The 12757-nt window shown below is 54.3% G+C and carries 11 protein-coding genes; 8 read left to right on the forward strand and 3 right to left on the reverse strand.

Going from position 1 to position 12757, the window contains the following annotated elements:
• Positions 1-3 precede the first annotated feature (3 nt).
• Both fliS and QC823_RS07005 read right to left on the reverse strand, forming a co-directional pair.
• Positions 4-420 (reverse strand): flagellar export chaperone FliS, encoded by a 417-nt coding sequence (gene fliS, locus QC823_RS07000; protein ID WP_309655645.1) that lies wholly within the window; start codon positions 418-420, stop codon positions 4-6.
• 109 nt (positions 421-529) lie between these two features.
• Positions 530-2221 carry a PilZ domain-containing protein gene (locus QC823_RS07005; RefSeq protein ID WP_309655646.1) on the reverse strand — a complete coding sequence of 564 codons (1692 nt, stop codon included), beginning with the start codon at positions 2219-2221 and terminating at the stop codon, positions 530-532.
• A gap of 357 nt (positions 2222-2578) precedes the next feature.
• Between QC823_RS07005 and QC823_RS07010 the strand changes: the two genes are divergently transcribed.
• Together QC823_RS07010 and QC823_RS07015 are read left to right on the forward strand one after the other, a co-directional pair.
• Positions 2579-4195 (forward strand): methyl-accepting chemotaxis protein, encoded by a 1617-nt coding sequence (locus tag QC823_RS07010; RefSeq protein ID WP_309655647.1) that lies wholly within the window; start codon positions 2579-2581, stop codon positions 4193-4195.
• Between the two features lie 293 nt (positions 4196-4488).
• Positions 4489-4857, forward strand: coding sequence for a flagellar protein FlaG (locus QC823_RS07015; protein ID WP_309655648.1), 369 nt, complete (start codon positions 4489-4491; stop codon positions 4855-4857).
• A 19-nt stretch (positions 4858-4876) separates the two neighbouring features.
• On the opposite strand, the gene fliE is transcribed toward QC823_RS07015, so the two are convergent.
• A complete protein-coding gene (fliE, locus tag QC823_RS07020) occupies positions 4877-5206 on the reverse strand; it encodes a flagellar hook-basal body complex protein FliE (RefSeq protein WP_309655649.1) in 330 nt (109 codons plus the stop codon).
• A 256-nt stretch (positions 5207-5462) separates the two neighbouring features.
• Between fliE and fliF the strand changes: the two genes are divergently transcribed.
• From fliF to QC823_RS07050, 6 genes are read left to right on the forward strand one after another with little or no spacing between them, the layout of a single operon-like run.
• Positions 5463-7223 carry a flagellar basal-body MS-ring/collar protein FliF gene (gene fliF / locus QC823_RS07025; RefSeq protein ID WP_309655650.1) on the forward strand — a complete coding sequence of 587 codons (1761 nt, stop codon included), beginning with the start codon at positions 5463-5465 and terminating at the stop codon, positions 7221-7223.
• Complete coding sequence (gene fliG, locus QC823_RS07030) at positions 7220-8227, forward strand: flagellar motor switch protein FliG (RefSeq protein ID WP_309655651.1); 1008 nt, start codon at positions 7220-7222, stop codon at positions 8225-8227. The genes fliF and fliG overlap by 4 nt, the downstream gene beginning before the upstream one ends.
• Positions 8220-9017 carry a flagellar assembly protein FliH gene (locus tag QC823_RS07035; protein ID WP_309655652.1) on the forward strand — a complete coding sequence of 266 codons (798 nt, stop codon included), beginning with the start codon at positions 8220-8222 and terminating at the stop codon, positions 9015-9017. Before fliG ends, QC823_RS07035 begins: the two co-directional genes overlap by 8 nt.
• A gap of 4 nt (positions 9018-9021) precedes the next feature.
• Entirely contained in the window at positions 9022-10428 is a 1407-nt protein-coding gene (gene fliI, locus QC823_RS07040; protein ID WP_309655653.1) for a flagellar protein export ATPase FliI, read from the forward strand.
• Positions 10425-10892 (forward strand): flagellar export protein FliJ, encoded by a 468-nt coding sequence (fliJ, locus tag QC823_RS07045; protein ID WP_309655654.1) that lies wholly within the window; start codon positions 10425-10427, stop codon positions 10890-10892. The genes fliI and fliJ overlap by 4 nt, the downstream gene beginning before the upstream one ends.
• Positions 10893-10910: 18 nt before the next feature.
• Positions 10911-12683: a flagellar hook-length control protein FliK gene (locus QC823_RS07050; protein ID WP_309655655.1), complete on the forward strand. Its 1773-nt coding sequence runs from the start codon at positions 10911-10913 to the stop codon at positions 12681-12683.
• Positions 12684-12757 lie beyond the last annotated feature (74 nt).

The following is a 12757-nucleotide window of genomic DNA, read 5'->3' on the forward strand; positions in this document are numbered from 1 at the left end:
GCCTCATGCGCTTTGCTGTTGGCCAATTTCTCGCCACGCTGAGGCGATATCTTCAAGCAACTGCTCCGCCTGATTTAGGCTTTCTTCATCATTGCGCAGGTTGGCAGCCAGCAATAACCGTGCGATGTATTCATATAGTGAACCCAAGCGCTCAGCAATTTCACCGCCTTTTTCTTGGTCGAGCGCCGCGGCGAGACCATTATTGATAATGTCGAGCGCCTTTGAGATAGATTTGCCTTTCTCGCCGATATTGCCTGCTTGCATATGGATACGCGCCGCACGGATAGCCGCTTGAGCGCCGTCAAAGAGCATCACAATTAGCTGATGCGGGTCGGCCGACATCACACCGCTCTCGACACCGACTCTGGCATACGCATTGGCTCCTCGCCCGTAGGCATTGGCGCCACGTGAGTAAGTCATAAACACAAACTCCTGTCATAAAATAAACCGCTGGTAACTATCATATCGACGCCACCTACGGTGACTTTAATGCGACGCTCGATTTTTTATTTTTGGCATTCTCTCGAGATTAGGTAGACACCGCCACTTCGCTAACAGGTCGCCCTAGCCTTTCAGTCACATCTCCACGGATGATCGCCCCTAAATTCTCGTTAGAAGGGGGTTCAGCTTCTTTTGCAATCTGCACTTCAGTCGCATTGCCTTTTGCATCTAAGCGTAGCACCCAAGCCAACTGATCACTTGAGAAACGCACCAAGGAGCCGATGGGTAAGGCCTTGAAGTGCTCGATGTAACGCTTCATCCAGCTCGGGTCAAACTGATGAGGATGGCGCAGTAAGTGACGGTAAATTTGTTGGGCGGTACGTGCAGGCCGATCGGCTCGGTCACGGCGCATCGCCTCGACCACATCGATGATCGCGCTGGCTTTTGCCAACTCATGCAGCTGGCTGCCGCTTAGACCTTTTGGGTAGCCGCTTCCATCCATACGCTCATTAATGCCACCAATCACGGCTTGGGCAATACGTGCTGACAGCCAGTGACAGTTATTTAGCCGCGACAAAATCAATTCGACATGTTCGCTCATCACGCTGCGATGCGTCCCTTCAAACTTAGGCGCCTGAAAAAGCACTTGTGGCACGAGCGCTTTACCCAAATCATGCACCATGGCGCTAGCAGCGATCGCTTTACGCAAGTCCTGAGGAATACTGGTGCCGACCAAATCCAACAAGTGAATGGCGACGGAGAGACTGTGGCGCACTAAAAGCGGTTCGCGCGCCATGCAACGGGTGGCGAATAACAAGGCTTCGCTGTCTTCCTCATGCAGCACCAGCAGCCGGTCAGCGTAGTGAGAAAGCTGACGAGAGTTCACGTCGCTGCCGTTTTGTAATAGCAGCATTTGCGAATCGAGATACGCGGCCACTTTCGCCAGACGACGCGCCATCGGAGTCGCGTAGTTTTTGAGCTCGCGTTGACCAATATTACCGCTGCTGCTGCGTTTTTTGGGCGCTTCAAAAAGAGGCGATGGCTGCCGCCCTGCCTGGTTATCTTTCTTGTAACGTGACGCCTCACGCTCAATTTCACAGACGAAATACCAAATTTGCCGCTCTTGCTCAGTGCTGCAATTCGTAAAACGAAAGCCAATCCTTAGCAACTGATGGTCAGGGTCCGTTTTGCGGTGACGTACTTCGCCCTGGACTTCAAAATAAGTGCCGTCAGGGAACTTAAACCCCATTTTCAGCGGCTCCGCGCCCGCCTGCGCGAGAATACCGCTGGCGGTCATGGGTAACTCAACTTGGCAGCCATCTTGGGATAAGTCACAAAGCTCACCCTGGACAGCCAAATTGTCATGCCCAAAGAGCGTGACCGGCACCTCCATCCCCATGCGTAACTCAGCACGAAAGGTTTCTCGGCGCTGCAACACATCAAGATATTTAGGATATTCGCTACTGCATAAATAGCGCCCGCCTACGTGGCGTGCTTCAGTAAGTTCAAGCAACGGCGTACGCACCACTTTGCCTTGCGCTTGACCGCGCAAAAAGAAGGGCGTGTCGTTTTGCAAGCGAGCAAGCAAATGATCGACCGAAGAAAGGTCCATTACCAATGCTTTTTCAGCATGCTGTTCCATCAGCACAATTGGCTCCGGTCGCGCGTCAGGCTCGTCTAAGCATAGCGAAACGCCACCGCTTTCAATCAATCCCTCAAGCAATGACTCAATTGCAACCGGCCCTACGACCCGCTCATATTCATTTTCTTGCGCTGACATCCTCGCCTCGCTTACGTATATATCCCTTAACGATACCTCTAGCGGTTAAGGTGAATGCCTTAATGCAGAGCGCTGCAGGATACCAGAACCGTCATACCTAACGCATAGCTGACTTAATATTTCTCGCTTAAAACTTCAGCACGCTTAGGCGGATGCCTATTCATCACCCGCGCACGCAAATTCAGTCTGACGTAGATCAAGCTTCTGCCCTTTCAACGGAATAAATCCTCAACAGCCGTGTACAAAACGTCACGTCATTTACTAAATATAACAATTGGTTTTATCTAGCTTTTCGTCATTCGCGTTTACTCATTTTGCTCTCTCAGTTTGACGAGCCGTTCGCGCAAGGAAGATTTTATGCCCACACTTAACACGCTTAACACCGACCCAGCGCTCCAAGAGATTCAGGACGGCGACGTTCTTATCTCCAAAACTGACCTCACTAGTCGCATCACCTACGCCAATCAGCGCTTTATCGACATTTCCGGTTACACATATGCAGAGCTTCACGGCTCACTGCATAACATTGTGCGTCATCCCGATATGCCGGCCATTGTCTTCGCCGATATGTGGCACGATTTACAAAATGGGCACTATTGGACGGGAGTGGTCAAAAACCGGCGCAAAGATGGCAGTTACTACTGGGTACGCGCGAACGTGGTGCCGGTCAGAAGCCAAGGAGCGATCACAGGCTATGTCTCCATTCGTGTAAAAGCTAAAGAAACAGAAATCGCCCATGCCTCACAGGTATACCAAAGCCTTCAGCGCGGGGAGAAGCGCTACGTGGTCAAACACGGCACTGCCTACCGGCGGGGCTTGCACCGCTGGTTGCTGCCCGCCCGGTCATCGCCCGGAAATCAAGACCAACGCGCCGCCATCACCAGCATTGCCATTGCGCTGACGGTCGCGGCCATTGGCGTCAGCGCCAACATAACGCAAACAAACTCAACGTGGTGGATAGCGGCCACCGGCGTAGCGGCAGGGGCAGTCCTTGGCGTGCATCACTGGCTAACACATCGGCGACAAGCACGTTTTATGGAGCTTGCTGCCGATTTTTCATTACAGCTCGCCGCAGGCAATCTCACCGCTCAGCCGGGTAATATCAACCGCCGCGATATGAATCACACCCTGGCCACCATGGGCTTTATGCGCCAATCGCTAGAAGCGCTCATTACCTCAATCAGCCACCGCGTAGAGGTGGTACGCCCCTCTGTTGACGATTTAACCCACAGCAACCACGCAATGGCGAGTCGCATCGAACAGCAAGCAAGCGCCGTGCAACAAACCGCGGCCAGCGCCGAGCAGATATCTTCCACCGTGGCACAGAGCGCAGAAAATGCTCAGCTTGCCAGCCAAGCCTCTCTCAGCAATGTGGAAGAGGTCGAACACGGCCACCGCATCGTGGCAAAGCTTAACCAAGCCATTGCCAATATGACGCAACAAACACAAAACATGGCCGGCATGGTCGACACCATCGATAAAATCGCGTTTCAGACCAACTTATTAGCCCTTAATGCATCGGTTGAGGCCGCACGCGCGGGTGTGCATGGGCGCGGGTTTTCCGTGGTCGCCCAAGAAGTACGAGGACTAGCCGAGCAATCCGCCAAGGCCGCAAAGCAAGTGCAAGACATGATTTCTCAAGCACAAGCCAGCGTCACGACCGGCTGCACGAACGCGGATGAAGCCGCCTCGGTAATGGACAGTATTCGCGAAGCCAGTTACCGCGTTAACGACCTCATGGGTGAAATTAGCGCGGCGACCCAAGAGCAGAATGTCGGTGTTCAGCAAATCAGCCAAGCGATCAATGAAATCGAGCGCGCCACCCAAGATAGCGCCGCCAGCATGCAGCGTTATAACCAATCGGCAAGCTCGCTTAATACGGAAATCAATGGTCTAGCCCACAGCACCTTTGCTTTTCTACCTGACGGCGATTTACACCATGCACATCAGCGCCTAGCACCACCCAGCGATTAACACAAGCCAGACGCGTGACTACCTGGCAGCGTTGGCGCTAAGCACTATACTGTTTTGAGAATGGCTTCAAGGACTGTGCAGGAGAACTGTATTGGAAGGCTGTATTGGAGGACTGTGCAGAAGAAACGCGCTGAAACTCTGTATGATGTGACAAAATTTAAAGTTTTGTAAATTTAAAGATCTGAAAAATGTTGCCGATAGGTAACTTCAGTTCACAAAAAAAAGTTCATAAAAAACGCTCAAAAGGTGTGCTTAACCTAGTCACTCTACGAGCACTAAAAAGAGGAATTAATATGAGCTCACCATTGATTGACGCGACTCATATGCTCTCGACGTCGTCGTTGCACGATATCTCACCTCGGCAACGCCTTGAGAGCGCTTTGGATAAACTACCGGCAGCGGGCTCTCAGCTGTCTCAAGCAGAAAGCAATAGCGCCGTCACAACACCGGCGTCGCTGGTTGAGCCGCTGCAACGGATCAACGAGGTGATGAGTCAACGCGGCTTGGAATTTGATTTAAGCGAAGAGAACACACGCGTTGTGACACGCGTTGTTGACCGTGAATCGGGTGAAGTGATTCGCCAAATTCCCGCAGAAGAAGTATTACGGATCGCCGAACGCCTCAATGAGTTACAAGGCGGGCTGGTGGACTTGAAAGCATAACACGGCCAATATTGCGCCATTATACCTGCATGTTCATCACATCCCTGTAGGCGGACACCACGCGGTTACGGACCTGCATCCCCATTTGGAAAGCAACGCTTGCTTTCTGCATGTCCGCCATGACTTCATTGAGTGCTAAATCAGAATCGCCAGCCTGAAACGCCACGGCTTGGCTATTAGCCGTTTGCTGTAAACGGTTGATGCGCTGAATAGACGCTTGAAGCTCACTGCCGAAGCTCCCTTGCCCCGCCGCTGTCGAAAGCTGCGACCCCTGAAGGGGTTGCTGACTGGCCTGACTGGCTAGCTGTTGCATCTGTTGCAACGCAGATTGAATCGCCGGTGAGCTCATAAACATGCCTCAAGCGCTAAAAAATGAAATAATGTATGAAGCCTAACACCGGTGTCAGTTTCCTCATGCGAACAAATGCGTATAAAAACCTAGGCTTTTCGTTCCTTTAGGCTCGACGTGCCACCGGATAATGGCGTCCATCATAATTCCGCATGACTAAAATAGCGGACAATCGCGATTGACGGATATAGCCTATGCCTTCTTTGGTGATGTGCCTGGGTCGTGAGCGGTTTTGCTTGCCTTCTCGGAGGAGCGCATGAGCGAAACCGCCACAGCGACGGGCCGTCAAAATAGCACGACACAAACTTCCCAGCCAGACGGGGCACAGGCGAGCAACAAGCCTGCCCCGTCTGCGTTTGAGCGCGTCACACAACAGCTTCGCGGCAACCCCTTGGTCGTCCTTCTCATTGCAGGCGCGGCGAGTGTGGCAATTATCGCGGCGCTATTTATGTGGGCAAGTAGCCCTGAATACCGCGTGCTTTACAGCAATCTCAGTGAAGCCGATGGTGGACGCATTATTACCGAGCTCGACACTCGCGGCGTCCCATACCAATTTAGCGACGGTGGACAAGCCCTGCTAGTGCCTAGTGAAAATGTGCACACGTTACGATTGCAGCTCGCTGAGCAAGGCCTACCGCGAGGAGGCAATATTGGCTTGGAGTTAATGGATGACCAAGCGTTCGGTATTAGCCAATTTGCCGAACAGGTCAATTACCAACGCGGTCTAGAGGGTGAATTAGCCCAGTCAATTGAATCGCTGGGGCCTGTCGAAAATGTGCGTGTTCATTTATCGATGGCGAAACCATCGGTGTTTATCCGTGATCGTGAGTCGGCCAAAGCCTCGGTAGTGCTCACCCTTTTGCCTGGCCGTGTATTAGGCCAAGGCCAAGTGAGCGCAATTGTCCACATGGTATCAAGCAGCGTGCCTGAACTCGCGGCGGCAGATGTCTCGGTGGTCAACCAAGACGGTCGTTTGCTCTCGGCGGATACGGGCGGCAATAACGACTTGGACGGCTCACAACTCGAGTACATCGCCGAAGTTGAACGCTCTTACCAACGGCGCATAGAGAACATCCTGACGCCTATCTTAGGGAGCGACAACGTTCGCGCGCAGGTCGCGGCAACCATTGATTTTTCACGTCGCGAGCAAACCTCCGAAACTTACGGGCCCAACCAGCCGCCCAATGAAGCCGCTGTGCGCAGCCGCCAGACAAACCTTTCCCTTGATGGCGAAGACCCGCTCGCGACCGGCATTCCTGGCGCCTTAAGCAACACGCCGCCAGGCGTTGCGTTTTCCCCTATCAACGCACCCGATGATAACGAAGACGAGGAAAACGCCGACAACCCCGGCGATTTGCGCCGTCTGAACCAAGATGACGTTATTAATTACGAAGTCGATCGCAGTGTCGAGCATATACAGCACCGTCTAGGGCAAATCGAGCGCTTAACCGCCGCCGTTGTTGTCAACTATCGTGAAGAGATGAACGAAGAAGGCGAGTGGGAGCAAGTAGCGCTAAGTGACGTGGAAGTGCAGCAAATTGAGCGCCTGGTTCGCCAAGCCATGGGCTTTTCACCCGCGCGCGACGACGCCATTGACGTGGTAAACACGCCTTTTGCCCAAGAGCGTGTAGAAGAAGACATCAGAGAATGGTGGCAGCGCCCCGAGATGCTGGAAATGGCCTCAACTCTCGGCCGTTATCTGCTTGTCGCCCTTGCCGCATTGCTACTCTACTTGCTGATTTTGAGACCGTTAATCAAGCGTTACACACAGATGCCGGTCATGGCGGCCGCAGCACCAGGCGGCGGCACGCTGCACACAAGCGTGGGCAAAGACGACGATGAGGAAAGCGGGGAAAGCACGGAAGGTGGTGAAGATGCGGATGAGACGTACCGCAAGCCCAAACGTAAGCGTAAAACGTCGCTTTATGAGCACAACCTCAATGATCTTCGTGAAATGGCCCAAGAAGACCCCCGCATGGTCTCCATGATCATTCGCAGCTGGATGAATTCGAAATGAGCAGTGCAGTCGCAGAAATGACCGGCGCGCGCAAAAGCGCCATCTTACTTCTCGCCCTCGACGAGGACAGCGCCGCGGAAGTCTTTAAGTTCCTCGGCGCTAACGAGGTGCAAGAGATCAGTATGGAAATGACCAAGCTGCAACAGGTCTCTCACGAAGACATGAAAGCCGTGCTTGAAGCGTTCCACGAGGAAACAGAAGAGTTCGTCGCATTGAACCTCAACTCCAGCGACCATATTCGCTCGGTGTTGACCAAAGCGCTGGGCAGCGAGCGCGCGTCTAGCTTGATTGAGGATATTCTCGAAACCACCGGCGAAAACTCAGGCATTGATGCGCTCAACCTGATGGAAGCCTCGATGGTATCTGAACTCATCCGCGATGAGCACCCGCAGATTATCGCCACTATTTTGGTTCACTTAGAACGCCACCAAGCCTCCGATATTTTAGAGCTTTTTGACGAAAAACTGCGCAATGACGTTCTTCTGCGTATCGCGACGTTTAGCGGCGTTCAGCCGGCCGCGCTGCAAGAGCTCACTGAAGTACTCAGCAATATGCTGGAAGGCCAAAACCTCAAGCGCAGCAAAATGGGCGGCGTAAGAACCGCTGCCGAGATTCTCAACCTGATGAACTCCTCTCAGGAAGAGACCGCCATCGAAACCGTCCGCGCGCACAACGAAGACTTGGCACAAAAGATTATCGACGAGATGTTCCTGTTCGAGAACCTACTCGACCTCGACAACCGCGCGATTCAAATGGTACTTCAGGAAGTGGATACCAATTCACTGGTGGTCGCGCTCAAAGGGGCAGAAGATGCCTTGATCGACAAGTTCTTGCGCAACATGTCGCAGCGCGCGGCAGACTTGGTACGCGAGGACATGGAGGCGCGCGGCCCCATCCGTGTTTCACAAGTGGAAACCGAGCAAAAAGCCATTCTTCAGGTGGTACGCCGCTTAGCCGATGCCGGCGAAATTGTCTTAGCCGGCGGGGACGACGAGTATGTCTGATTTTCAATCCGCCGAATTTGACCGTCATGGCCATTGGCGGCGCTGGCAAATGGACGAACTAAGTCAACCCACGCAGCGCAAGAGCCAGTCCGGCGAGCCAGCATCGCCCGCCACCGAGCATAAACGCAAAGTGGCAGCGGCTAAAAAAGCCGCAGAGGCCGCGCGCAAGCGTGAAGAGCAAGAGCGCCAAACCCTCTACGATAAAGTGCGTCGTCAGGCCGAAGAAGAAGGCTACCAAGCCGGCTTTGAGCGCGGGCAGAAAGAGGGGCGTACGCGAGGGCTTGAAGAAGGTCGCAAGCAAGCAAACAAAGAGCTTGAGAAGCAGATAAAACAGACTATTACGCCGCTGACAACGCTGACCCAAGAATTTAACGAGGCGCTTGCGTTGCTCGACGATACCGTGGCCCATGACCTGGTTGACTTGGCCCTTGCTACCGGAAAAAAGCTCGCTAGCGATGCGTTAGATGTCTCGCCCGAGCATATCCTCAATACCGTGCGTCAACTGTTGCACACCGAGCCCCCGTTAGTGGGTCAACAACGCCTGTGGTTAAACCCGGACGACCACGCGATTGTGGAACAACACCTAGGCGACGAACTGCGTGCCGCCAACTGGAAACTACAGCCCGATGACCAACTCGCTCGCGGCGGCTGCCGTGTAACGAGCGCACAAGGTGAGCTTGATGCCACCTTTGAAAGTCGCTGGCGATCGATTCAGTCGCAAACGCGCCAGCGTCATACGTTAACGCCTAGCGATCACGCATCGTCGAATAACGCGAACGCGAAAGAGTAACACCATGACGACTGCCGCTACACACCACCATCAGCGTTGGCAAACAGCACTGCAACGCACGCTAAAACGCGTTGACCAGCTACCGCACTATCGCGTTAGCGGGCGTGTCGTACGCGCGACTGGCATGGTGATTGAGGTAGTGGGATTAAAAGTGGCGGTAGGCAGCGCTTGTCACATTGAACTGCCCGGCAGCGATGGCCGTCTCGGCCAGAGCGCACATCATGCCGAAGCTGAAGTCGTCGGGTTTGCCGGTGAAAAGCTTTATTTAATGCCACTGGAAGAAATATCCGGATTAATGCCTGGCGCACGCGTCTCGCCGCTAAGCGATGCCGGGAACAGCGCACGACGTTTTCCGCTAGGCGAAAGCCTTCTCGGGCGCGTCCTTGATGGCAATGGCAACCCGTTGGATGGTCAAGAAAATACTGAAGAGGCGCCGCGTGCCACTCTAAGCACCCCACCACTAAACCCGCTTTCACGCGCGCCGATCGATGAACAAATCGACGTGGGCATCCGTGCGATTAATGCGCTATTAAGCGTCGGTCGCGGCCAGCGCATGGGGCTTTTTGCCGGCTCCGGTGTGGGGAAATCCGTGCTGTTGGGCATGATGGCCCGCTATACCCAAGCCGATGTGATCGTGGTGGGGTTGATTGGCGAGCGTGGCCGCGAAGTGCAAGACTTTATCGATAACATTCTCGGCCCCGAAGGACGCCAGCGTGCCGTGGTAGTGGCCGCGCCCGCCGATACCTCACCGCTACAGCGTTTGCAGGGTGCTGCCTACGCCACGCGCCTAGCCGAAGGATTTCGCGATCAAGGGCGTAATGTACTGCTGATCATGGATTCGTTAACACGCTATGCCATGGCGCAGCGTGAGATAGCGCTTGCCATCGGCGAACCCCCTGCCACCAAAGGCTACCCGCCTTCAGTGTTTGCCAAGCTGCCAAGCCTTGTGGAACGCGCGGGGAATGCGGAGCGTGGTGGTGGCTCGATTACCGCATTTTATACGGTACTCACCGAGGGTGACGACCAACAAGATCCCATCGCCGATTCAGCACGTGCTATTCTAGATGGTCATATTGTACTATCACGCACACTAGCTGAGGCGGGTCACTATCCGGCAATCGACATAGAAGCCTCTATTAGTCGCGCCATGACCGCGATCACCGATGCGCAGCAACAACGTAATGCGCAGAACTTTAAGCGCCTGTTCTCGCGCTATCAGCGCAACCGCGACTTGATCAGCGTTGGCGCCTATACGCCGGGGCATGACCCGCAACTCGATGAAGCGGTCAAGCGTTTTCCTGAGCTTGAGCACTTCTTACAGCAGAATATTGACGAATGTGCGACGATACAGGCATCACGGCAAGCACTAGATGCCGTGGCCGGTAAACAGGCCGCTGGAGGGCAAGCATGAGCACGTCCCAAACAGGCACATCGCAACTCGAGATGCTTTCAAATCTCGCCAAAGATGCTCGTGATCAAGCCGGGCAAGTGCTGGCGAAGGAGCGCCAAACCGAGCAGCAAACGCAAGCGCAACTACAAGCGCTACATCGCTACCGTGCGGAGTATAGCGAGCGCCTTCAAACGGCCATGCGGCAAGGCATTGACCCCGCCAGCATGTACAATTATCAGCAGTTTCTGGCGTCGCTGGATGCCGCATTGACACGCGCTCAACAAGCGCTTGTAGAACAGCAAAACCGCGTAGAGAAAAGCCAAGCACAGTGGCGCCAAGAACAGCGCAAGCTCTCTTCCTACGACACGTTAGCCTCGCGCCGTTTGCTCGAAGCGCAGCGCCGTAGCGCGCGCCAAGAACAGAAGATTAATGATGATCTGGTCACAAGCCGCATGGCGCGCCAGCAATCTGAGACACCGCAATAACGGTGTCAGGGACGAATTATGAATATTCACGCTCTGCTTTCGATGCAACAAGGCCAATCCCACCAAGCCACGTCGGCAAGCCGTTCCGATAACGCGCAGACGAATGGCTTTATGCAGGCTTTTAGTCAGGCATCGCACACGTCGCTCAATCAAAACGCGCAAGCGGCCAGCGGCCAAGCAAAAAACAGCACTGGAACCGCTTCGCTTCAGCAGATTGCCGATCAACTCCAAGCGCTCGGATTAAGCGAAGAGCAGCTTCAGCAAGCGGACATGCAGGCGTTGATGGAGCAAATTCGCCAGCAACCGTCGTTGATGAATGCCTTACACGCACTGACCGCCACCTTAGATGGCAACACGGACGCTGACGCACTGCTAGACGCCGCACTGTTACAAGGTGAGCAGTCAAATAGCGCCTCGCCACTGGCGGAAATTTCCCAGCGGCTGCAGCTGATGTCGGCGTTTGAAGACGCATCCGACAACACGTCAATGCGCGATAGACTGCAGCAGGAACAGCAAGAACTTGCTAGCGCCCTTGAGCGTCTAGAGACTCAGCAGCCACAAGCGACATCTCTTACGGCGCTAGTTAACGCCGCTAGTAAAGGCGAAGGTGCGATACTGAGCGACGAGCAGCAACAGCTTGCGCAAACCCTCGCCAGCGCCCTTGAGCGTCTAGAGACTCAGCAGCCACAAGTGGCATCTCTTACGGCGCTATTTAACGCCGCTAGTGAAAGCGAAGGTGCCATACTGAGCAACGAGCAGCAACAGCTTGCGCAAACCCTCGCCAGCGCCCTGGAGCGTCTAGAGACTCAGCAGCCACAAGCGGGATCTCTTATGGCGCTATTTAACGCCGCTAGTGAAGGCGAAAGTGCAATATTGAGTAACGAGCAGCAACAGCTTGCGCAAACCCTCGCTAGCGCCCTTGAGGCTCTTAGCGGCAACAGTGATGAGCTTGCTGAACAGCTTACGGCACTTTTGAGCGGCGTTGCCGTGATGCAAAATAACAGTGCCAACATCACGGCAGCGGCTAACAGCAGCACCGAATTTTCCGCTTCCACGCTTTTCTCACCATCTCTTGCTGCCATGCGAGGCAATGCCCAAGCATCAGATGCTGCGTCACAAAGTGAGGCGGCTAACCGGGCGCTGTCGCTATTGGATGGCACGAGTGCTAATAACACATCGCGTATCAGTAGCGAGGCATTATTTGCGGCGTTGTCTAGCACCCATAATTCATCGCCCGCCCCTAATTTTGAGCTACCAGCTGCACTTCAAGCGAGTTTAAACGGTGGCGGTTCGCCTGCCGCAGCGCTACAAAATAGCGCCAGCGGGCTTTCACAGGGAGCAGCACAAGGCAATGTCGCCACACCGGTTTCCAGCCCCGCGTGGCCACAGCATCTTGGTCAGCAGCTCGTGCAATTTGCCCAGCGTGGCGGTGAGCAGCAAGTACAGCTACAACTGCACCCCGCTGAACTTGGCCCGCTGTCTATTTCGCTCAAAGTAAGCGAGCAGGGCACCCAGGCGCATTTCCTTTCAGCTAACGCGCAAGTACGCCAAGTGATCGAGCAGGCAATTCCCCAGTTGCGTGAGGCGTTAGCCGAACAGGGTATTTCCTTAGGCGACACCTCTGTTGGCGAGCAGCGCCAACAAAACGCTGAATCCGAGCTTGCAGACGGCAATGGCCACGCAGCCGGTCAAGCTGGCAGCGTTGAAGGGGATAATGAAGACGCGAGTGAACAGGCATCACGTCAGCCAAGAACAGTCACCATAGACGGACGCGTTGATTTATATGCCTAATGACTAACGCTTGTCAGTCTTAAGCTAGAAGATAGGCTCGCACAGCGAGCCTATTCATTTCATCACGAAAACGC

This window comes from Vreelandella vilamensis (assembly GCF_031451755.1).
GTDB lineage: Bacteria > Pseudomonadota > Gammaproteobacteria > Pseudomonadales > Halomonadaceae > Vreelandella > Vreelandella vilamensis.

Bases quoted from the DNA above. Each gene is read 5' to 3' on its own strand.
- QC823_RS07015 (WP_309655648.1), top strand. From the start codon at position 4,489: ATGAGCTCACCATTGATTGACGCGACTCATATGCTCTCGACGTCGTCG.
- fliI (WP_309655653.1), top strand. From the start codon at position 9,022: ATGACGACTGCCGCTACACACCACCATCAGCGTTGGCAAACAGCACTG.
- QC823_RS07005 (WP_309655646.1), bottom strand. From the start codon at position 2,221: ATGTCAGCGCAAGAAAATGAATATGAGCGGGTCGTAGGGCCGGTTGCA.
- QC823_RS07050 (WP_309655655.1), top strand. From the start codon at position 10,911: ATGAATATTCACGCTCTGCTTTCGATGCAACAAGGCCAATCCCACCAA.
- fliS (WP_309655645.1), bottom strand. From the start codon at position 420: ATGACTTACTCACGTGGCGCCAATGCCTACGGGCGAGGAGCCAATGCG.
- fliE (WP_309655649.1), bottom strand. From the start codon at position 5,206: ATGAGCTCACCGGCGATTCAATCTGCGTTGCAACAGATGCAACAGCTA.
- fliG (WP_309655651.1), top strand. From the start codon at position 7,220: ATGAGCAGTGCAGTCGCAGAAATGACCGGCGCGCGCAAAAGCGCCATC.
- QC823_RS07010 (WP_309655647.1), top strand. From the start codon at position 2,579: ATGCCCACACTTAACACGCTTAACACCGACCCAGCGCTCCAAGAGATT.
- fliF (WP_309655650.1), top strand. From the start codon at position 5,463: ATGAGCGAAACCGCCACAGCGACGGGCCGTCAAAATAGCACGACACAA.
- QC823_RS07035 (WP_309655652.1), top strand. From the start codon at position 8,220: ATGTCTGATTTTCAATCCGCCGAATTTGACCGTCATGGCCATTGGCGG.
- fliJ (WP_309655654.1), top strand. From the start codon at position 10,425: ATGAGCACGTCCCAAACAGGCACATCGCAACTCGAGATGCTTTCAAAT.